This is a genomic window from Pantoea sp. B566 (genome assembly GCF_024793925.1).
Classification (GTDB): Bacteria; Pseudomonadota; Gammaproteobacteria; order Enterobacterales; family Enterobacteriaceae; genus Pantoea; species Pantoea ananatis.
In genome coordinates this window covers 2108433-2127053 of the sequence record NZ_JANUQL010000003.1, presented here as the reverse complement: position 1 = coordinate 2127053, position 18621 = coordinate 2108433, and the positions used below count along the sequence as shown (strand labels likewise).

The 18621-nt window shown below is 59.0% G+C and carries 17 protein-coding genes and 1 pseudogene; 10 read left to right on the top strand and 8 right to left on the bottom strand.

Annotated elements, in window-relative coordinates:
- Positions 1-37 precede the first annotated feature (37 nt).
- Together NYE92_RS11555 and ftsP are read left to right on the top strand one after the other, a co-directional pair.
- Positions 38-775 (top strand): 1-acylglycerol-3-phosphate O-acyltransferase, encoded by a 738-nt coding sequence (locus tag NYE92_RS11555; RefSeq protein ID WP_014594628.1) that lies wholly within the window; start codon positions 38-40, stop codon positions 773-775.
- Positions 776-920: 145 nt separating this feature from the next.
- A complete protein-coding gene (gene ftsP / locus NYE92_RS11550; RefSeq protein WP_013027227.1) occupies positions 921-2351 on the top strand; it encodes a cell division protein FtsP in 1431 nt (476 codons plus the stop codon).
- A gap of 56 nt (positions 2352-2407) precedes the next feature.
- Here ftsP and NYE92_RS11545 read toward each other — a convergent pair whose 3' ends face one another.
- Positions 2408-3343, bottom strand: a complete 936-nt coding sequence (locus tag NYE92_RS11545) for a flagellin (protein ID WP_014594627.1) — start codon at positions 3341-3343, stop codon at positions 2408-2410.
- Between the two features lie 503 nt (positions 3344-3846).
- Entirely contained in the window at positions 3847-4674 is an 828-nt protein-coding gene (gene dkgA, locus NYE92_RS11540; RefSeq protein ID WP_014594626.1) for a 2,5-didehydrogluconate reductase DkgA, read from the bottom strand.
- A gap of 192 nt (positions 4675-4866) precedes the next feature.
- On the opposite strand from dkgA, the gene NYE92_RS11535 reads away from it, so the two are divergent.
- Positions 4867-5775 (top strand): AraC family transcriptional regulator, encoded by a 909-nt coding sequence (locus tag NYE92_RS11535; RefSeq protein ID WP_014605038.1) that lies wholly within the window; start codon positions 4867-4869, stop codon positions 5773-5775.
- Between the two features lie 12 nt (positions 5776-5787).
- Here the strand turns inward: NYE92_RS11535 and NYE92_RS11530 are convergent, their stop codons facing one another.
- The 3 genes from NYE92_RS11530 to NYE92_RS11520 all read right to left on the bottom strand — a co-directional run bounded on the left by NYE92_RS11530 (position 5788) and on the right by NYE92_RS11520 (position 8742).
- Complete coding sequence (locus NYE92_RS11530) at positions 5788-6450, bottom strand: DedA family protein (RefSeq protein ID WP_013027223.1); 663 nt, start codon at positions 6448-6450, stop codon at positions 5788-5790.
- A gap of 217 nt (positions 6451-6667) precedes the next feature.
- The gene (gene metC / locus NYE92_RS11525) at positions 6668-7858 is read right to left on the bottom strand and encodes a cystathionine beta-lyase (RefSeq protein WP_042676737.1); all 1191 of its coding nucleotides are present in this window, start codon (positions 7856-7858) and stop codon (positions 6668-6670) included.
- Between the two features lie 77 nt (positions 7859-7935).
- Entirely contained in the window at positions 7936-8742 is an 807-nt protein-coding gene (locus NYE92_RS11520; protein WP_013027221.1) for an IclR family transcriptional regulator C-terminal domain-containing protein, read from the bottom strand.
- Positions 8743-8928: 186 nt separating this feature from the next.
- Between NYE92_RS11520 and NYE92_RS11515 the strand changes: the two genes are divergently transcribed.
- From NYE92_RS11515 to pcaC, 6 genes and pseudogenes are all read left to right on the top strand, one after another.
- Positions 8929-9618: a 3-oxoacid CoA-transferase subunit A gene (locus NYE92_RS11515; RefSeq protein WP_014594624.1), complete on the top strand. Its 690-nt coding sequence runs from the start codon at positions 8929-8931 to the stop codon at positions 9616-9618.
- Between the two features lie 10 nt (positions 9619-9628).
- Positions 9629-10282, top strand: coding sequence for a 3-oxoacid CoA-transferase subunit B (locus tag NYE92_RS11510; protein WP_013027219.1), 654 nt, complete (start codon positions 9629-9631; stop codon positions 10280-10282).
- A 10-nt stretch (positions 10283-10292) separates the two neighbouring features.
- The gene (pcaF, locus tag NYE92_RS11505; protein ID WP_014605039.1) at positions 10293-11495 is read left to right on the top strand and encodes a 3-oxoadipyl-CoA thiolase; all 1203 of its coding nucleotides are present in this window, start codon (positions 10293-10295) and stop codon (positions 11493-11495) included.
- Between the two features lie 3 nt (positions 11496-11498).
- Positions 11499-12839, top strand: coding sequence for a 3-carboxy-cis,cis-muconate cycloisomerase (locus tag NYE92_RS11500; protein WP_194761807.1), 1341 nt, complete (start codon positions 11499-11501; stop codon positions 12837-12839).
- A pseudogene (gene pcaD / locus NYE92_RS11495) lies at positions 12836-13591 on the top strand (3-oxoadipate enol-lactonase); the annotation flags it as partial. The gene NYE92_RS11500 and the pseudogene pcaD, both read left to right, overlap by 4 nt.
- Positions 13592-13978, top strand: coding sequence for a 4-carboxymuconolactone decarboxylase (gene pcaC / locus NYE92_RS11490; RefSeq protein WP_210497953.1), 387 nt, complete (start codon positions 13592-13594; stop codon positions 13976-13978). It begins immediately after the preceding pseudogene.
- A gap of 9 nt (positions 13979-13987) precedes the next feature.
- On the opposite strand, the gene NYE92_RS11485 is transcribed toward pcaC, so the two are convergent.
- Genes NYE92_RS11485 through pcaH form a run of 3 tightly spaced genes read right to left on the bottom strand, consistent with a single transcriptional unit; the run spans position 13988 to position 16338 of the window.
- On the bottom strand, positions 13988-14920 hold the full coding sequence (locus NYE92_RS11485; protein ID WP_013027215.1) for a LysR substrate-binding domain-containing protein: 933 nt from the start codon (positions 14918-14920) through the stop codon (positions 13988-13990).
- 60 nt (positions 14921-14980) lie between these two features.
- A complete protein-coding gene (gene pcaG, locus NYE92_RS11480; RefSeq protein ID WP_110286711.1) occupies positions 14981-15601 on the bottom strand; it encodes a protocatechuate 3,4-dioxygenase subunit alpha in 621 nt (206 codons plus the stop codon).
- Entirely contained in the window at positions 15598-16338 is a 741-nt protein-coding gene (gene pcaH, locus NYE92_RS11475) for a protocatechuate 3,4-dioxygenase subunit beta (RefSeq protein WP_024471045.1), read from the bottom strand. Before pcaH ends, pcaG begins: the two co-directional genes overlap by 4 nt.
- A 228-nt stretch (positions 16339-16566) precedes the next feature.
- Here pcaH and NYE92_RS11470 point away from each other — a divergent pair, with 228 nt between their 5' ends.
- Positions 16567-18459 (top strand): bifunctional sugar phosphate isomerase/epimerase/4-hydroxyphenylpyruvate dioxygenase family protein, encoded by a 1893-nt coding sequence (locus NYE92_RS11470; RefSeq protein ID WP_019104837.1) that lies wholly within the window; start codon positions 16567-16569, stop codon positions 18457-18459.
- The last annotated feature ends 162 nt before the right edge of the window (positions 18460-18621 follow it).

The following is an 18621-nucleotide window of genomic DNA, read 5'->3' as shown; positions in this document are numbered from 1 at the left end:
GGCTGGCCCCGGCCAGCCGTGTCACATTGAGGAAAATATGTTACTGATATTACGCACTATTATCGTAGTGATTTATTCAATATTGCTGAGTTTTTTTGGCTGTATCTGGTGCCTGTTCTCGCCACGTAATCCGCGCCACGTTGCGACCTTTGGTCACCTGTTTGGCAAATTATCGACGCTGTTTGGGCTTAAAGTTGAGCTTCGTCGGCCCGAAGGCGCGGATAACTACGGCAACGCGATTTACATCGCTAACCACCAGAACAACTACGATATGGTCACTGCAGCCAAGATTGTGCAGCCAACAACGGTCACCGTCGGTAAAAAAAGCCTGTTGTGGATACCTTTTTTTGGTCAGCTTTACTGGCTGACCGGCAACCTGCTGATCGATCGTGACAACCGCGCCAAAGCACACGGGACGATCGGTGAGCTGGTGGATCAGTTTAATAAAAAACGCATCTCCTTCTGGATGTTCCCGGAGGGCACGCGCAGCCGTGGTCGTGGGTTGTTACCCTTTAAAACCGGGGCATTTCATGCCGCCGTTGCCGCAGGCGTGCCGATCATTCCGATTGTGGTATCGAATACTCACGGCAAGATTAACCTCAACCGCCTGAAAAACGGACTGGTGATTGTGGAAATGCTGCCGCCGGTAGACGTGAAACAATTCGAATCCTCTTCGGTGCGCAAGCTGGCGACTCACTGCCGGGAATTGATGGCGGCCAAGCTGGAAGAGCTGAACGCCGAAGTCGAAGAACGCGAAAAAAACGGTAAAATCTAACCGATAAGCCCTTTATCGGACTATTCTGCATGGATGCCCCACGGTGAGTCAGCATGACGTTGCTCGCCGTGCACGCAGCACAGCAATGACAGCAATAAAAACAGAGTTGGCGGTTCAGCGCCACGCGTAAAAGGTCTGAAATTCAATGTCTTTCAGCAGACGTCAGTTTATCCAGCTTTCTGCCGGTGCGGCGCTCAGTGCCGCGCTTGTACCTCATGCGGCGCGTGCCGCTTCTGCGGGCGGTGATACGCCCCTGCCTGTCCCGCCGCTACTGGAATCTCGCCGCGGTCAGCCGCTGTTTCTGACCCTGCAGCGCAGCCACTGGTCGTTTAACGGCGATAACAATAAAGTCCCGGTCTGGGGCATCAACGGCATGTACCTCGGCCCCACGGTGCGCGTGTACAGCGGTGATGATGTCAAACTGATTTACAGCAACCGCCTCAATGAACCCGTTTCAATGACGGTCAGTGGCCTGCAGGTGCCGGGCGCACTGATGGGCGGCGCGCCGCGCATGATGTCAGCCGGGGTCGACTGGGCACCGGTTTTACCCATTCGCCAGAGTGCCGCGACCTGCTGGTATCACGCCAACACGCCAAATCGCATGGCCCCGCACGTCTACAACGGCCTGGCGGGCATGTGGCTGATTGAGGATGACATCAGCAAGCAGCTACCTTTGCCGAAACACTATGGCGTGGATGATTTCCCCCTGATTATTCAGGATAAACGGCTGGATAACTTTGCCACGCCGGTTTATGACCCACCGGGCGACGGCGGTTTTCTCGGCGATACGCTGCTGGTTAACGGTGTGCGTAACCCTTTTGTCGAGGTATCACGTGGCTGGGTCCGTCTGCGGTTGCTTAACGCCTCCAATGCGCGGCGTTATGAACTGAGCCTCAGTGACAACCGGCCCTTCACGGTGATTGCCAGCGATCAGGGCTTTCTGCCGTCACCCGTCGCCGTACAGCGCTTAACTCTGGCGCCGGGCGAACGGCGTGAAGTCTTAGTGGATATGTCGCAAGGGGATGAAGTCTCCATCACGGCAGGCACGGCGGCGGGCATTATGGATCGTTTGCGCGGTTTCTTTGAGCCCTCTACGATCCTGACCTCAACGCTGGTGCTTACGCTGCGGCCTACCGGCCTGCTGCCGCTGGTGACGGATAACCTGCCGATGCGTTTGCTGGCCGATCAGATTCTGGATGGCGCCTCGGTACGCACGCGTGAGTTCCGCATTGGCGACAGCCTGCCGGGCATCAATGGTGCCGTCTGGGATATGAACCGCATTGATTCTACCGCACAGCAGGGCACGTTCGAACGCTGGATTATTCGCGCCGATCGTCCGCAATCTTTCCACATCCAGGGCGTCATGTTCCTGATTAAGAGCGTAAACGGCGCTCAGCCGATGGGCGAAGATCGCGGCTGGAAGGACACGGTCTGGGTGGACGGGGATGTAGAGCTGCTGGTGAGCTTTACGCAAAGTTCTTCTGAGCATTTTCCGTTTGTCTATCACAGCCAGACGCTGGAACTGGCGGATCGCGGCACGGCAGGTCAGCTGCTGACGCAACCCACGCTGTCTTAGCGGCACGCGTGCTTCAACAGGGCAGGAGAGCCTCTCCTGCCCGTGCCCTTCGGAGATTAAAACCGAAGAAGCTGCAGCATCAACTGGGGCATCTGGTTGGCCTGAGCCAGCATCGCTACGCCGGCCTGCTGTAAAATCTGCGCCTGTGACAGCGCCGATACTTCTGTCGCGTAATCAACATCCTCTATCCGGCTCCGTGCGGCAGTGAGATTGGTTACCATGCTCCCCAGGTTGGCGATAGCGGACTGAAAGCGGTTCTGGTCTGCCCCCATCATGCTGCGTTGCGTGTCAACGAACTGAATCGCCCGGTCAATATCAGTCAGAGGCGAGTTCCCCGTCGCTGTCCCGTTCGCTCCGCCAGTCACTGCGCCTTTCAGAACGTCAAAACCCTCTGCGGCAACCGTACGTGCGGCCCCGTTAACGGTGTCACCTGATGTCATCTGCCGGACGTTGAGCGTGGTGCCGGTTGTTCCCGCTTTTAGCAGGTTGTACCGGTCACTCGAGTCAATATCGATGCTGATGGTTTCACCGTCTTCCGCACCGACCTGAAAGCGATACTCGGACGCACCCGATCCGGTATTCAGCACCTTAATGCCATTGAAATCCGTTTGCGCCGTAATGCGGTTAATTTCCTCCATTCGCTGGTTCACTTCGGTCTGAATCGAGTCGATATCCGCAGCGGAGTTGCTTCCATTTTGTGCCTGTACCGTCAGGTCGCGTATACGTTGCAGGTTGTTATTTATTTCATCGAGCGCGCCCTCAGCGGTTTGTGACAGCGAAATACCCTCACCGGCGTTTCGGGTGGCAACCGTCATTCCGTTGATCCTTGAGGTCAGACGGTTAGCTATCGCCATCCCGGCAGCATCATCTTTAGCGCTGTTAATGCGGAGTCCGGAAGAGAGGCGTTCAATGGCCGTCGACATCGCGTTTTGCGAAAGGAAAAGGTCATTCTGAACGATCAATGACAGGATATTGGTATTGATAACCGACATGACAGGCTCCTGGGTTGATAACGTTACGCTTTACTTCACTGCGCCTTAATGCCGCGATCCCTTGAACGGGGGCGGGCAGGCAGCAGAGCCAGGCTAAAAGATCATAACGTTAATCATTATCACCCCGGTTATCAGACCGGCACAGTCAGTCAGCCCGGCGGTGTGTTGCAAAGCGTGTCGCGCTAACAGGGAACGGGGCCACCAGCAGGCTGAGCCCGTTTTTAAACGGCACAGATAACCGTATTGCTGGCGGATAAGGCAAGGTTTTAGAGGGGGGATTTGACTTAACGAGGCGCAGGATGTGGCGATGTGCTGGCGAGCCGCTCATCTTGTGCCGGAGAAGACGAATGCGCCTGACGCAGGCTGATCATCAATGATGTCCTTTGACACAGATTTTAAAAAATCTTAAAACTCCCCGCTCCCGCGCAGCCATAAAAAAAGCCTCCCCCAGCCGGGAGAGGCGATGCGTACCCACTCTCTTGTTAAGTCGAGGCAGGCGATGGTCAGCCGTTGAACGTATCCGGGTCAGGCCCCAGGCGATTACCGCTGTCCAGCTTCGCAATCTCGCTCATTTCTGTCTTATCCAGACGGAAATCAAACACCTTGAAATTTTCTTCAATGCGCGCAGGCGTGACGGATTTAGGGATCACCACCAGGCCGCTGTCCAGGTGCCAGCGGATGACGATTTGCGCCGGGGTTTTACCGTATTTTTTCGCCAGCGATTTGATGATGTCCTGATCGAATACGCCTTCACCGCCCTGGGCCAGCGGACTCCAGGATTCAGTCTGAATCTGGTGCATGGCGTTCCAGGCATGGAGCGTGCGCTGTTGCAGCATGGGATGCAGCTCAATCTGGTTGATGACCGGAGTCACGCCCGTCTCTTCCAGCAGTCGCTTCAGGTGCGGCTGATTAAAGTTGCACACGCCGATGCTCTTCACCAGGCCCTGCTGCTGCAGTGCGATCATGTGTTTCCAGGCTTCAACGTAGTGATCATTCTCAGGACACGGCCAGTGCATCAGATAGAGGTCAACCTGATCCAGCTTGAGTTTTTCCAGGCTGGTTTCCAGCGCCTGCTGAACGTTTTGCTGGTCGCTGTTCCACAGCTTGGTCGTGACAAAGATATCGTCACGCGCGACCTCCGTTTCCTGTAGCGCCTGACCTATGGCTTCTTCATTTTTATACGCGGCGGCGGTATCAATTGAGCGATAGCCGACCTCCAGCGCTTTCAGCACGGCATGACGGGCATCTTCGACGCTGGCTTGCCACACGCCAAGTCCCAGTTGCGGCATCATGTTACCATCGTGCAGTTTGATAATGGGTTGGTCTGCCATAACATGCTCCTTACATTTGCAGTAAACCAGTGAATCCTCGCTGTGCTTAAGTCTAGCTAACAATTTTCAGGCTGCCTGTGAACCGCACAGGATAACCCTGCCTGATCCTGTAAACTTCTTGCCTGATTCTCCATTTTGCTGGCGAATTAACCAGGCGCGCGGCAAACTGCTGTTTTATTTTCTGGAGTGATTATGCCTCACGACGCATTGTGCCAACGTCTGGCTCAGCAGGTGGTCACGCTGATGACACATGGCCGTCACCAGCGCTGTCCGGTAGAAAACGTTTCTCTGATCTACGCCGATCAGTATCGTCCGCGCACGCCCATCATGTATCAGCCGGGCATCGTCATTCTGTTTCAGGGCGGTAAAACCGGCTATCTCGGCAGTACTGTTTTTCAGTACGACGCCACAAAATATTTAATGCTGACCGTGCCCTTGCCGGTCGAATGCGAAACCTGGGCCTCACCGGAGCAGCCGTTGGCCGGAATGTGTTTACGCGTGGACACGGCCAGTCTGCAGGATCTGCTGATGGATATAGGTGACGACGAAGGGTTTCAGCCACAGCCGCTCACCTCCGGTATTCACTCCGGCTGGTTAACCGAGCCCATGTTGTGTGCCGCAGAACGCCTGCTGGATGTGATGACGCAGCCGCGCGATGCGCGCGTGCTGGGGCCGCATATTGTGCGGGAGATTATTTATTACGTGCTGACCGGGCCGATAGGCGGCGCGCTGCTCTCGCTGGTGAGTCGGCAGACGCAGTTCAGCCAGATCGCTCGCGCGCTGCGCCGCATTGAGAATCACTATGCCGATAACCTCAGCGTGGATGCGCTGGCGGCGGAAGTGAACATGAGCGTGTCGGCGTTTCACCATAACTTTAAGGCCGTCACGCAGACGTCGCCGTTACAGTACCTTAAACGTTATCGTCTGCATCAGGCGCGGTTGCTGATGTTGCACGATGGCCTGAAAGCCAGCGTGGCGGCCGTGCGGGTTGGCTATGAAAGTCCGTCGCAATTTTCGCGTGAGTTTAAACGCTATTTTGGCGTGACGCCGGGAGAGGAAGTGAATCGGGTGCGCCAGACGGTGGCCGAACCGCCCGCCTGACGCAACCCGCTGTCAGGCGTGTTTCTGGCGACGTTTTTTCCAGATCACGATGACGCTGCCGACCAGGCCGACCACCAGTAACACCATCGGCAGTATCATCAGGATCGCCATGACCTGATCTTCATGACGTTTGATAAAGGGCACCTGGCTGATACCGTAACCCAGCGTGACCACGATGCCGACCCAGAGCAGGCCGCTGAGCCAGTTAAACAGCTGGAAACGGGCATTAGACAGTCCGGAAATGCCCGCCATGGTAGGCAACAGGGTACGAATAAACGCCAGGAAGCGGCCAACCAGAAGCGCCATCAGACCATGGCGGTTGAACATATTCCAGGCGCGTTGATGATATTGCGCCGGCAACTGCATCAGCCAGCTCTTCACCAGCTTCGTGTTGCCCAGCCAGCGCCCCTGCAGATAACTCAGCCAGCAGCCCAGACTGGCGGCGACCGTAAGTATCACCAGTGTCGGGAAAAAGTCCATCACGCCTTTAGCCACCATGGCACCGGCCAGTAGCAAGAGGCTGTCGCCAGGCAAAAAAGAGGCAGGTAACAAACCATTTTCCAGGAATAGCGTCATAAACATTACGCTGTAAACGATCCAGACCACTTCTGGATTGGCCAGCGCGGCAAAGTCCTGATGCCAAAGCGCGTGCACAATCTCGTGTAAAACACCCATTAGCTATCCCATTACGTCAAAATGAAACTCAATTGTTCTGTTCAGACCTGGCTGACCTCTTACTTCCCACCACAGCATTGCGCGGTGAAGGGGTAAAATGTTGCGGTTCTTCTGCTGACTGAACACTTTTTTATAGATCGAATGTTAACAGCTAACCAGCCATGACCGGGTGTAATATCACGACGGTCGGCGCCTGGTTTATATCGTGTTTACTATTTTAGCGCGTCAGGCGATCAAAGCCTGCCTCAAGATCGACCAGCAGGTCATCGACATGCTCAAGACCAATGTGGAGCCGTATCAGCGTCCCCTCAAAGTCAACGCCACCGGCCGGGCGAATGGCCGCTAACTCTTCGGGCTGGTTGGCTAAAATCAGTGACTCATATCCACCCCAGGAATAAGCCATGCTGAAGTGATGAAAATGGTCGAGATAATTCGCCAGCTGTTCACGGCTCAGTTTTTGCCGCAGCACGAATGAAAATAAACCGCTGCTGCCGGTGAAGTCACGCTGCCAGAATGCATGCCCGCGGCACGAGGGCAGCGCCGGATGGTTAACACGCGCCACTTCAGGGCGCGCAGAAAGCCACTCTGCGACCTGCAGCGCACTCTCTTCATGCTGGCGCAGGCGCACGCCCAACGTACGTAAGCCACGGCTTGCCATGTAAGCCGTATCGGCATCCACCATCTGGCCCATCAGGTAGCTGTTTTCGCGCAGTTGGTCCCAGCAGCGGGCGTTGGCGACAGCGGTGCCAATCATGGCGTCACTGTGGCCGATCAGGTATTTCGTTCCAGCCTGAATAGAAATATCCACGCCCAGGGCCAGCGGGCTGAACAGCACGCCTGCCGCCCAGGTGTTGTCGATCATAATGATGGCGTCTGGCGCTTTAGCGCGTATCGCCGCAACGATAGCCGGCACGTCCTGCACTTCCATGGTGATGGAGGCAGGAGATTCCAGGAAAACCACGCGGGTATTGGGCTGAATCAGCGCGGCGATGTCGTGACCAATACAGTGATCAAACCAGGTGGTCGAGACCTGGAGCTTGCTGAGTATTTTTGTGCAGAAGTCCTGAGTCGGTTCGTAAACGGCGCCGCTCATTAAAATGTGGTCGCCCGCTTCGACAAACGCGAGGATGGCATTGGAGACGGCTGCTGCGCCGCAAGGATAGAGAACACAGCCCGCGCCGCCCTCCAGCTCCGTCATGGCATCCTGCAAGGCGAAATGCGTCAGGGTGCCGCGACGGCCGTAAAACAGTTCGCCTTTCGCGCGCCCTGCGGTGGCCCGTTTTTTCTCTGCAACGCTATCGAAAACCAGTGAAGAGGCTCGCTGAATGACCGCATTCACCGAGCCTTGGGTATAACGCTTGTTGCGTCCAGCGCTGACGAGGGTGGTATCAATTTTTTTCGTGGTCATAACTCTCTACTTTGCCGCTTGCAACTCAGCCTTCACGTTACCACGAATTTTGCAGCGACGTTGAGGGGCAAAACAGATTATTGACGCAGCAGCAGGGAGATTTCCCGGGCCGCCTCCTGCAGCAGCGGCAAATGGTGCTGGCGCAGCGTATCGGCAGAAACCTGCCCGGCATGCACGCCCACGTTGAGCGCGGCCACTATTCGGCCCCCCGGCGCGCTGAGCGGCACGGCGAGAGATCGCAGCCCGATTTCCAGTTCCTGATCGTTAATGGCGTAGCCCTGCTGCCTGACGCGCGCCAGTTCTTCACGCAGCGCGCTGCTGCTTACCAGCGTATGACTGGTATAACGCAGCTGGGTCAAGCGCGCCAGGTAATCGTTAAGCGGTTCACTGGCCAGGCCGCTTAACAGCACTCTTCCCATGGAGGTGGTGCTGGCAGGCAGGCGGCTGCCGATGTGCAGGTCAATCGTCATAATGCGCGATGCCGACGCACGGGCGATGTAGAGAATGTCGTCCCCGTCCAGTACCGCCATCGAACAGGACTCGTTCAGCGTCTGGCTGAGCTGACGCAAAACCGGCTGCGAGGCGCTGGCAAGCGGCGTTGCGCCTAACCAGTTGTGGCCGAGAGAGAGCACGCGCGGACGCAGTTCAAAGTTTTTGCCATCCTCCGCATACACAAACCCCAGCTTGCTCAGCGTATACAGACAGCGCCGCACGGCCGCACGGGGAATGCCCGTACGCTGACTGATTTGCGACACGGACATCAGGCGGCGCTGTGGCGTAAACGCCTGTAGCACTTCCAGTCCCCGCGCCAGGGAGGCCATAAAATTGGGATCGCCTTTCCAGGGATCGCTGTTACCGCGCAGTCGTTGTTGTTCATCCGTCATGGTTTTCTCCTGTCAGTGGCTTGATGCGCGCACGCCTGTGTGCGCGATCACAATGTCCTGTTTTATCCCGTCAGTGACCGATAATCGCACACTATTTCGATTATCGGTATTGTTTGCTGTCACAGAGCGATCTACTTTTTGGCTATTCACGACAAGCCGGCCTGTGCCGGGCGAAAGGAAGAGCAGATGATCGATAAAAGTGTGGCAACGCTGGCAGAGGCCGTTGCGGTGATACCGGACGGGGCCAGCATCATGATTGGCGGATTTGGACCCGCAGGCCAGCCCCTGGAGCTGATTGATGCGCTGATTGACCATGGCGTGCGCGGGCTGACGGTGATCAGCAACAACGCGGGCAACGGCGAAAGTGGCCTGGCCGCGCTGCTGAAGGCCGGCTGTGTTGAGAAGATGATTTGCTCTTTTCCCCGCCAGGTCGATTCCTGGGTGTTCGACGAACGCTATCGCCGGGGAGAAATTGCACTGGAGCTGGTGCCGCAGGGCAACCTTGCCGCCAGAATGCAGGCGGCAGGGAGCGGGCTGGGGGGGATTTTCACGCCAACCGCCTTTGGTACACCGCTGGCGGAGGGCAAAGAAACCCGTGAAATCGACGGTCGTCATTACGTATTTGAAAAGCCGCTCAAGGCTGATTTTGCCCTGATCAAAGCGCATCAGGGCGACCGCTGGGGCAACCTTGTTTACCGCAAAGCGGCACGAAATTTTGGTCCGGTGATGGCCATGGCCGCTACGACCACGATTGCGCAGGTGGCAGAACTGGTGCCGCTCGGCCAGCTCGATCCTGAAAACGTCGTCACGCCGGGTATTTTTGTGCAGCGGCTGGTGGCCGTGGCTAATCCCGTGACCCTGACCCTTTCCGCCTGAGGAGTAGGCTATGCAAAAACTCACCCGAGACCAACTGGCACAGCGCGTGGCGCGCGATATTCCTGAGGGCGCCTACGTCAATTTGGGCATCGGCCTGCCCACCCGCATTGCCAACTATCTGCCTGCAGATAAAGAGATCTTCCTGCACAGCGAGAATGGGCTCCTCGGCATGGGGCCCGCTCCCGTCGCCGGAGAGGAGGATCCAGAGCTGATCAACGCCGGGAAAGAGCAGGTAACGCTGCTGCCTGGCGGCTGTTTTTTCCACCACGGCGACTCGTTTGCCATGATGCGCGGCGGGCATCTGGATATCTGCGTGATGGGGGCCTATCAGGTGTCTGTCGGCGGCGATCTGGCTAACTGGAGCACTGGGGCGCAAGACGCGATTCCTGCCGTAGGCGGGGCGATGGATCTTGCCATCGGCGCGCGCAAAGTCTATGTGATGATGGATTACCTGACCAAAAAAGGGGAGTGCAAGCTGGTCAAACAGTGCAGCTATCCGCTTACCGGTCTGGGCTGCGTCAGTCGTCTCTATACCGATATGGCCGTGATCGATATTACCCCACAGGGCCCGCTGGTGGTGGAGTGCTGCCCCGGGCTGAGTTTTGATGCGCTGCAGGCGTTAACGCCGGTGCGTTTATTGCAACCTGAACTGGCTACCGCCTGAGGAGAAGCTGATGCAACAGGCGTTTATCTGCGATGCACTCCGTACGCCCTTTGGCCGTTACGCGGGCGCGCTTGCCAGCCTGCGTGCTGACGATCTGGCTGCTTTACCCTTAGCGGCGCTGTTAGCCCGCCAGCCGGCTTCGGTGGCGCAGGCTATTGACGATGTGATTTACGGCTGCGCAAATCAGGCGGGAGAAGACAACCGTAACGTGGCGCGCATGGCGCTGTTACTGGCCGGGCTGCCGTCCAGCGTGCCGGGCACCACGCTCAACCGTTTGTGCGGCTCGGGGCTGGATGCCATCGGCACGGCCGCCCGGGCGATCAAATGCGGTGAGGCCGAAATAATGATAGCGGGCGGCGTGGAGAGCATGTCGCGCGCGCCCTTTGTGACCGGCAAAGCAGACAGCGCGTTTAGCCGTTCCCTGAAAATGGAAGACACGACGATGGGATGGCGCTTCATCAACCCGCAGATGCGCGCTCGCTTTGGTGTCGAAACCATGCCGGAAACTGCAGAAAACGTAGCGCGTGATTTCGCTATCAGCCGCGCCGATCAGGATGCTTTTGCCCTGCGTAGTCAGTTGCGTACCGCCCGGGCGCAGGAAATGGGCCTGTTTAGTGACGAACTGATGGCGGTGAGCATCCCGCAGCGCAAAGGCGAAGCCCTGAACGTCACCTGTGACGAGCATCCGCGCAGCACCTCGCTGGCGGCGCTGGCGGGCTTAAAAGGCGTGGTCAGCCCGGACGGCAGCGTGACGGCGGGTAACGCATCGGGCATTAACGATGGGGCCTGCGCCTTGCTGCTGGCGAGCGAGAACGCGGCGGCAGAACATGGACTGACGCCACTGGTGCGGATTGTGGCGATGGCGGCCTGTGGCGTGGAGCCGCGCATTATGGGCTATGGTCCGGTGCCTGCCGTGCGTAAAGTGCTGGCTCAGAGTGGCCTGACGCTGGCGCAAATGGACGTGATCGAATTAAATGAGGCTTTCGCTGCCCAGGCGCTGGCTGTGACGCGCGCACTGGGACTGGCCGATGATGCTGCCCATGTGAATCCCAACGGCGGCGCGATTGCGCTGGGACATCCGCTGGGCGCGTCAGGCGGCAGGCTGGCCATGACCGCAGCGTATCAGCTGCGGCGCACGGGCGGCCGTTACGCGCTGTGCACCATGTGCGTGGGCGTGGGGCAAGGCATCGCACTCATTCTGGAACGGGTATAACCAATGTCTCTTTACCGCGCCATGTTTATGGCCTCTCCCCTTGACGACTGCTTTAGCGATACGGCGTTGTTACAGGGAATGCTGGATTTCGAAGCCGGGCTGGCACAGGCGCTGGCCACGGCAGGCGTGATCGATCACGCCGCCGCTCACTGTATTCAGGCCTGTTGCCAGGCGCAGGCGATCGATACGGCGGCGCTGACGCAGGCGGCGGGCCTGGCGGGCAACCTGGCGATTCCGCTGGTTAAACAGCTCACTGCCGTGGTTGCGGCGGCGTCGCCCGAGGCCGCGCGCTATGTGCACTGGGGCGCAACCAGTCAGGATGCCATCGACAGCGGACTGATGCTGCAACTGCGCACCGCGCTTAACGACACGGCTTCGCTGCTGGATCGGCTGATTGCCGCCCTGACGATTCAGTGCGAGCGGCACAGCACGACGCTGATGGTCGGCCGGACCTGGCTGCAGCACGCGCTGCCGGTGACGTTAGGCCTGAAGCTGGCGGGCACGCTGGATGCGCTGGTGCGTTTTCGTGCGCGACTGACGGCCATGCGGCCGCGGGTGCTGGTGCTGCAGTTTGGCGGGGCGGCGGGCACGCTGGCGTCCCTGGGGGAAAAGGGCGAACGCGTCGAGCAGGCGTTGTCTGATGTGCTGGCGCTGCCGCGAAGCGCTACGCCCTGGCATGCGCAGCGCGACAGAATCACCGAACTGGCGGGCTGGTATGCCGGTCTTACCGGTACGCTGGGCAAGCTGGCCCGGGACATGTCGCTTCTGATGCAGAGCGAAGTCGGCGAAGTCAGTGAACCCCTGGCGCCGGGGCGCGGGGGATCTTCTACCATGCCGCACAAACGGAACCCGGTGCTCTGCGCGGCGATTCTCAGCGCGGCCAACCGGGTGCCGGCCCTGATGTCAGGTCTGTATGCCGGTCAGGTTCAGGAGCACGAGCGTGCGCTGGGCGGCTGGCAGGCCGAGTGGCAGAGCCTGCCGCAGCTGATTATGCTCAGCGGCGCGGCGCTGGTGCACAGCACAGAACTGATCGACGGACTGGAAGTCCATGAAGAAGCCATGCAACGCAATCTCGGCCTGACACAGGGGCTCATCATGGCGGAAGCGGTCACGCTGGCGCTGGCAGACGCGCTGGGACGGCAGCAGGCCCATCATCATATTGAACAGTGCTGCCGTCGGGCGCTGGCGACGCAGCAGCGTTTGCTGACCGTCCTGTGCGCGGATGAAACCGTTGCCTCGCACCTGAGTCGGCCCGAACTGGAGAGGCTGCTCGATCCGGCGAACGCCACGGGCAGCGCGTCACGCTTTATTCACCAGGTTTTAGCGGCTGCGAGGGCCACATGATGTTGCATTACGTACTTGAGGGGCCAGACGATGCCTCGGTGATTTTATTCAGTAACTCCTTAGGCACAACGTCCGAGATGTGGCAGCCGCAGCGTGATGCGCTGATAGGGACGTATCGCCTTTTGCGTTACGACGTTCCCGGCCACGGTGCTTCGGCACCGAACGGACAAACCCGCTCGCTGGAACAGCTGGGGATAGCGGTCCTGTCGCTGCTGGACCAACTGGGCATCGACAGGGTGCACTTCTGCGGCATTTCAATGGGCGGGCTGACCGGACTCTGGCTGGCGCGTTTTCATCCGCAACGCCTGATCACGCTCACGATCGCCAACAGCGCGGCAAAGATCGGCGAGTCGGCCGCCTGGCGAGAGCGGGCCGCGCAGGCTCGTCAGTACGGCATGGCTGCCATTGCAGAGGGCGCGGCGGCACGCTGGTTTACCCCGGCCTTCTGTGAACGTGCGCCTGCGACGGTAAACCATCTGGTATCCCAGCTCAGCGCCTCTGACGCCGACAGCTACGCTGACTGTTGTGAAGCCCTGGCGACAGCCGATTTGCGCCACGAACTGGCGGCGATTTCGTTACCCGTGCTGGTGATTGCCGGGCGTGACGACAGGGTTACGACCCTGGCCGATGCAGACAGCATGGCTGAACAGATCCCGGGTGCGCAGCGTGTCGTGCTGCCCGCCTCGCACTTGTCCAGCGTCGAGGTCTGGCTGGCGTTTAACCGCGCGCTGCAGCCTTTTATTGACGCACAGCTGACCCAGCAGCAGCGCTACCAGCAGGGCATGACCGTACGCCGGGCGGTGCTCGGCGACGCCCACGTTGAGCGGACGCTCGAAAACCTGTCGCCGCTGAATGATGAGTTTCAGAACTTTATCAGCCGCTACGCCTGGGGCGAGATTTGGACCCGGCCCGGCCTGACTCGCCACACGCGCAGCCTGATCACCATCGGCATGCTGATTGCGCTCAACCGCGAAGCGGAGCTGAAAATGCACCTGCGGGCCGCGTTCAATAACGGCGTCAGCCGGGATGAAATCAAAGAGTTGCTGATGCATGCTGCGCTCTACTGCGGCCTGCCAGCATCCAACGCCGCGTTCCATCTGGCGCAGAGCGTTTTCGATGAGCAGGACAGCGCCCAGTAAACTGCGCTGTCAGACAGGCACGTCCAGCACCCGTTGCCGCAAGGCCGCCACCAGCTGCAGCTGCTCGGGTGGTGGCGCGTGCTGCTGGCGGGTCAGGATGCCGACCGCCTCAGCCATCCCCTGGCTGGGAAGCGGCAACGTGCGTAGCTGGTTGCTGGTCAGGTCGTCGCGCACCGCGCCGTAGGGCACCAGCCAGACGTAGCCGTGGCTCAGCGTCAGACGGCGGGCCAGCGTGGTTGACAGGGTTTCCACTGCGCCATCCGGTAATCTCAGGCCATGGCTGGTCATCAGCGATTCGGCATTCTGGCGCGGCACCGTGCCGCGTGGAGACAGGATCAGCGGCCAGCTCAGGGCTTCAGCCAGCGTTACGCCAGCATGCAGCAGAGGATGATGTGGGGCCACAACCAGACGCAGGGTTTCCAGATACAGCAGCTCGAAGTTCAGGCCATCCATCAATACGGGTTCAGCCATGCGCCCAATCCCCAGCGCCATCTGCCCTGATTTTATCCCCATCAGCAACGCATCATTCGCCAGCGTGCTGACCTGAATGCGCCAGCCCGGATAGTGCTGCTGCAGGCCGGCTAATACCGGCGCCACCACGCTGACAATGGCGGTAGGCAGTGCGCCAATATGCATCGGTCCGGGCTGCGGCGCACTGCCGGGACGCATCACCTGGTCCACAATATTCAGCGCATCAAGAATACGGATGGCATCGTGCAGGAATCGCGTGCCGCTGGCGGTGAGTTCCGTCCCCTGGCGGCTGCGCAGCAACAGCGGCTCACCGGCAAGGTATTCGAGTTCGTTGAGGGTCTTGGACAGGGCGGGCTGGGTAATCCCCAGATGGAGCGCGGCGCGCCCCAGCGTCCCCTGCTGTGCAGTGGCCACAAAAGCGTGAAGATGGCGCACGCGCACGCGCTGACTAAACCGGGAAACCCTATCCATGACTCATGTTATGAATTTGCCGCCGAAGCGGCAAGGACATTGTCGTGGGCATATTAAGGTTCAGACATCGAAGAACACGGTTTCGTTTTCACCCTGCAGCCAGATATCGAACCGGTAGACTGTCTCGTCGCCGCGCTGTTCACGCCGCGCCAGCAAGGTGCGACGTCGCTTCTCCCATTCGATCACATTTAGCACAGGATCGGCGTCATTTGCCGCCTGCTCATCGGCGAAGTAGAGCCGGGTGTTCAGTCCGATGTTAATGCCGCGCGCCACAATCCACAGGTTAAGATGCGGCGCCATGGGGCGACCGTCGCGCCCGGTCACGCTACCGGGTTTGATCGTTTTGATACGCCAGATCCCGCTGTCGAAGTCGGAGCAGGTCCGTCCCCAGCCACGAAACGCCGGGTCCCGCGGCTTATCGTGCTGCCGATCGGCGGGATGGTTGTAACGCCCTTCGGCATTCGCCTGCCACACTTCAATCAGCACGTCGCGCACCGGCGTACCGGAACCGTCGTAAACGCAGCCTTCTACCACAATGCGCTCGCCGCGCGTTTCCGGCTGGGTCAGCACCTCACTGAAGTTGTTTTCAAAAATGTCGAAGCCCGCCGCATGGGGCGCCAGACCAATGTGCACATAAGGTCCGGCGGTTTGTGACGCCGTTTCGGCAAGATAGCGTTTCATGATGCCGCCCCCTGAGTGCGGTTTTCGAACCAGGTTGCGCGGTGCCCGCGCAGGACCAGGTCAAAGCGGTAGGCCAGGCAGTCCAGTGGCACGGCAGAGTGGGTATCCAGCTCGGCAATCAGCGTGCGCACGGCCGCTTCGCTGCCGACTGACTGAACAATGGGACAGCGGCCGATCAGCGGATCGCCCTCGAAATACATCTGGGTAATCAGGCGCTGGGCAAAGGCTTCGCCAGAGAGTGAGAAATGAATATGCGCCGGACGCCAGTCACTCACCTGATTCCGCCACGGGTAAGGACCGGGCTTAATGGTGCGGAAGCAGTAGTAGCCGTTATCGTCGGTCAGCATGCGACCGCACCCGCCAAAGTTTGGATCGATGGGCGCAAGATACTGATCTTTTTTGTGACGATAGCGCCCCCCGGCATTGGCCTGCCATACCTCAACCAGCGCGTTGCGCACCGGCTGACCAAATGCATCCCGCACGTAGCCATGCACAATAATCCGTTCGCCGATGGGTAAACCCTCTTTGGCGTAATTGAGGATAAGGTCACTGTCTCGTGGTCCGAGCTCCTGCTGGGTGAACACCGGTGCCGTGATTTCGGATAGCGAATTCTGCAAAGAAATCAGCGCGTTGCGTGGCGAGCGCAGCAGACTTGTTTTATACAAAGGCGCAAGCGCCGGTGGGTGATCACGATAGTCACGATGAACCAGTTCGCGGGCGGGCCAGTCATTTTTCATCCAGGCATCCTTATTATTTTCGGTACAGAGCGGGAAGTGTAGGAAGCGCAACTTGTAAAAGAAAAGTGAAAAATCGTCGGCTTTGTCATAACCAAAAATCATGACCTGTTACACATTGACGAAATGTTCCAACTGGTTCATAACAATTGCCAATCTCCGTTAGCAGAATGCCTCGCTGCTGACCGGCTGCTTTAAGGTCACCCCGTGACCGCTTATCAGGAGGCAACAATGAAACGTTCTGTCGCAACGGTCTCGGTATCGGGCACGCTGCCGGAAAAACTGCGAGCAATTGCCGCCGCAGGCTTCGATGGCGTTGAAATTTTCGATAACGATCTGGTCTATTATCCCGGCTCACCCGTGGAAATCCGCCAGCTGTGTGAAGCCCTCGGGCTGGAAATCTTGCTGTTTCAACCTTTTCGCGACTTCGAAGGCGGCCCCCGTGACAGGCTGGCGCAAAACCTGGCGCGCGCGGCGCGCAAGTTTGAGGTCATGCAGCAGCTGGGCTGTCAGCGGATGCTGGTCTGCAGCAATGTCTCACCCGACTGCAGTGACGACTTCGCCACACAGGTCAGCGATCTCACCGCTCTGGCAGAGCTGGCGGCTGAGCACGGTATTACTCTCGGTTATGAGGCGCTGGCCTGGGGACGACACGTCAGCCTGTGGCGCGACGCCTGGGCCCGCGTCAAGGCCGTCAACCATCCCGCGCTGGGGATCGTGCTCGACAGTTTTCATATTCTGTCGCGCGGCGACAGCCTGGACGGGCTGGAAGCGGTCCCGACGGAGAAAATTGTGTTCGTACAGCTGGCGGATGCACCGCTGCTAAAAATGGATGTGCTGTCGTGGAGTCGCCACTTCCGCTGTTTTCCCGGCCAGGGCGAATTCAATCTGACTCAGTTTATGACGCAACTGTCGGCGCATGGCTACCGGGATGCCTGGTCGCTGGAAATTTTCAACGATGGATTCCGCGCCTCGCCGGTGGTGCCTACCGCGCAGGATGGTTACCGATCGCTGCTGTGGCTGGAGGAGCAAACCCGTGACTGGCTGGTCGGACAGCCGCTGCTGCCGAGCGCGCTGGCCTCCCTGGCCGGGGAAGGGCTGTTCCACTCTGCGCCCCAGCCGCCGCTGTTGTCGCTGGAGTTCATTGAGTTTGCCGTCAGCCACAATGATGCTTTTGCACTCGGACAGTGGCTGACGCAGCTTGGCCTGGTTCATGCGGGCGATCATCGCTCCAAGCAGGTGTCGCTGTATCGTAACGGCAAGGTGCATGTGATTCTGAATGCGCAGCCGGAGAGCCAGGCCAGCGGGTATTATCATCAGCACGGTATTTCGCTGTGTGCGGTGGCCTGGCGGGTTCGCGGGGTCGATAAGCTGATCACGCGCGCGCAGGATTACGGTTACGCCATCTGGCAGGGGGAAACCGGCCCCAACGAACGCCAGATCCCGGCGTTATGTGCGCCTGACGGCAGCCTGATTTATCTGGTGGAAGATGAGCCTGCCGGTCAGGACGGCTACCACAGCGACTTCCACTTAACGCACCGCGCCGCGCCCCAGCCTGCGATGCAGACCATCGACCATCTGGCGATTGCCCTGCCGGATGATACGCGCGATAACTGGATTATGTTCCTGCGTAGCGTGCCGGGTTTTGTGCAGGATACCGAGTGGGAACTGCCCGATCCGCTGGGGCTGGTGCGTAGCCGCGTGCTGCGAAGCCCCAACGATGCGATTCGCCTGCCGCTAAACATGTCGGTCAGTCGGGAAACCCAGATAGCCCGCGCTTTAACGACCTATCAGGGCGCAGGTTTGCAGCACGTCGCCTTTGGCTGTGACGATCTGTTCAGTGCGGTAAAGGCCGCGCGCGAACGTGGGCTGAAAACCTTGCACATTCCCGATAACTATTATCAGGACCTGATGGCGCGTTTCGATCTTGACGCCGATTTTCTGGCGCAGCTCCAGCGTTACGATGTGCTGTACGATCGGGACGAACAGGGCGGGGAGCTGCTGCACGTCTATACGCTTCCCTATGAAAAGGGCCGCTTCTTCTTTGAGCTGCTGGAACGACGTGGCGGCTATCGTGGCTTTGGCGCGGCCAATGCTCCCGTGCGGCTGACCGCCATGCGGTAAGACGCTGATGGGCCAGTTTCGCTGGCCCGCTATCCTGCTCAGACCGCTTCTCTGCCTGTTCTCGCCCGCTCAAATCCGCCCGATCCCGCTCACAATCCTTTGCCGATAACGGAACCCATGCTGCCAGAAAAATTGTCTTTTTTAACAATCTATTAACGCAGA

Excerpts from the sequence above, each read along its gene's own strand:
- dkgA (WP_014594626.1), bottom strand. The coding sequence starts at position 4,674 with ATGGCAGACCAACCCATTATCAAACTGCACGATGGTAACATGATGCCG.
- NYE92_RS11520 (WP_013027221.1), bottom strand. The coding sequence starts at position 8,742 with ATGACGGATGAACAACAACGACTGCGCGGTAACAGCGATCCCTGGAAA.
- NYE92_RS11510 (WP_013027219.1), top strand. The coding sequence starts at position 9,629 with ATGCAAAAACTCACCCGAGACCAACTGGCACAGCGCGTGGCGCGCGAT.
- pcaF (WP_014605039.1), top strand. The coding sequence starts at position 10,293 with ATGCAACAGGCGTTTATCTGCGATGCACTCCGTACGCCCTTTGGCCGT.
- NYE92_RS11470 (WP_019104837.1), top strand. The coding sequence starts at position 16,567 with ATGAAACGTTCTGTCGCAACGGTCTCGGTATCGGGCACGCTGCCGGAA.
- NYE92_RS11535 (WP_014605038.1), top strand. The coding sequence starts at position 4,867 with ATGCCTCACGACGCATTGTGCCAACGTCTGGCTCAGCAGGTGGTCACG.
- NYE92_RS11545 (WP_014594627.1), bottom strand. The coding sequence starts at position 3,343 with ATGTCGGTTATCAATACCAATATCCTGTCATTGATCGTTCAGAATGAC.
- NYE92_RS11500 (WP_194761807.1), top strand. The coding sequence starts at position 11,499 with ATGTCTCTTTACCGCGCCATGTTTATGGCCTCTCCCCTTGACGACTGC.
- NYE92_RS11530 (WP_013027223.1), bottom strand. The coding sequence starts at position 6,450 with ATGGGTGTTTTACACGAGATTGTGCACGCGCTTTGGCATCAGGACTTT.
- NYE92_RS11485 (WP_013027215.1), bottom strand. The coding sequence starts at position 14,920 with ATGGATAGGGTTTCCCGGTTTAGTCAGCGCGTGCGCGTGCGCCATCTT.
- metC (WP_042676737.1), bottom strand. The coding sequence starts at position 7,858 with ATGACCACGAAAAAAATTGATACCACCCTCGTCAGCGCTGGACGCAAC.
- pcaG (WP_110286711.1), bottom strand. The coding sequence starts at position 15,601 with ATGAAACGCTATCTTGCCGAAACGGCGTCACAAACCGCCGGACCTTAT.
- pcaH (WP_024471045.1), bottom strand. The coding sequence starts at position 16,338 with ATGAAAAATGACTGGCCCGCCCGCGAACTGGTTCATCGTGACTATCGT.
- NYE92_RS11515 (WP_014594624.1), top strand. The coding sequence starts at position 8,929 with ATGATCGATAAAAGTGTGGCAACGCTGGCAGAGGCCGTTGCGGTGATA.
- ftsP (WP_013027227.1), top strand. The coding sequence starts at position 921 with ATGTCTTTCAGCAGACGTCAGTTTATCCAGCTTTCTGCCGGTGCGGCG.
- NYE92_RS11555 (WP_014594628.1), top strand. The coding sequence starts at position 38 with ATGTTACTGATATTACGCACTATTATCGTAGTGATTTATTCAATATTG.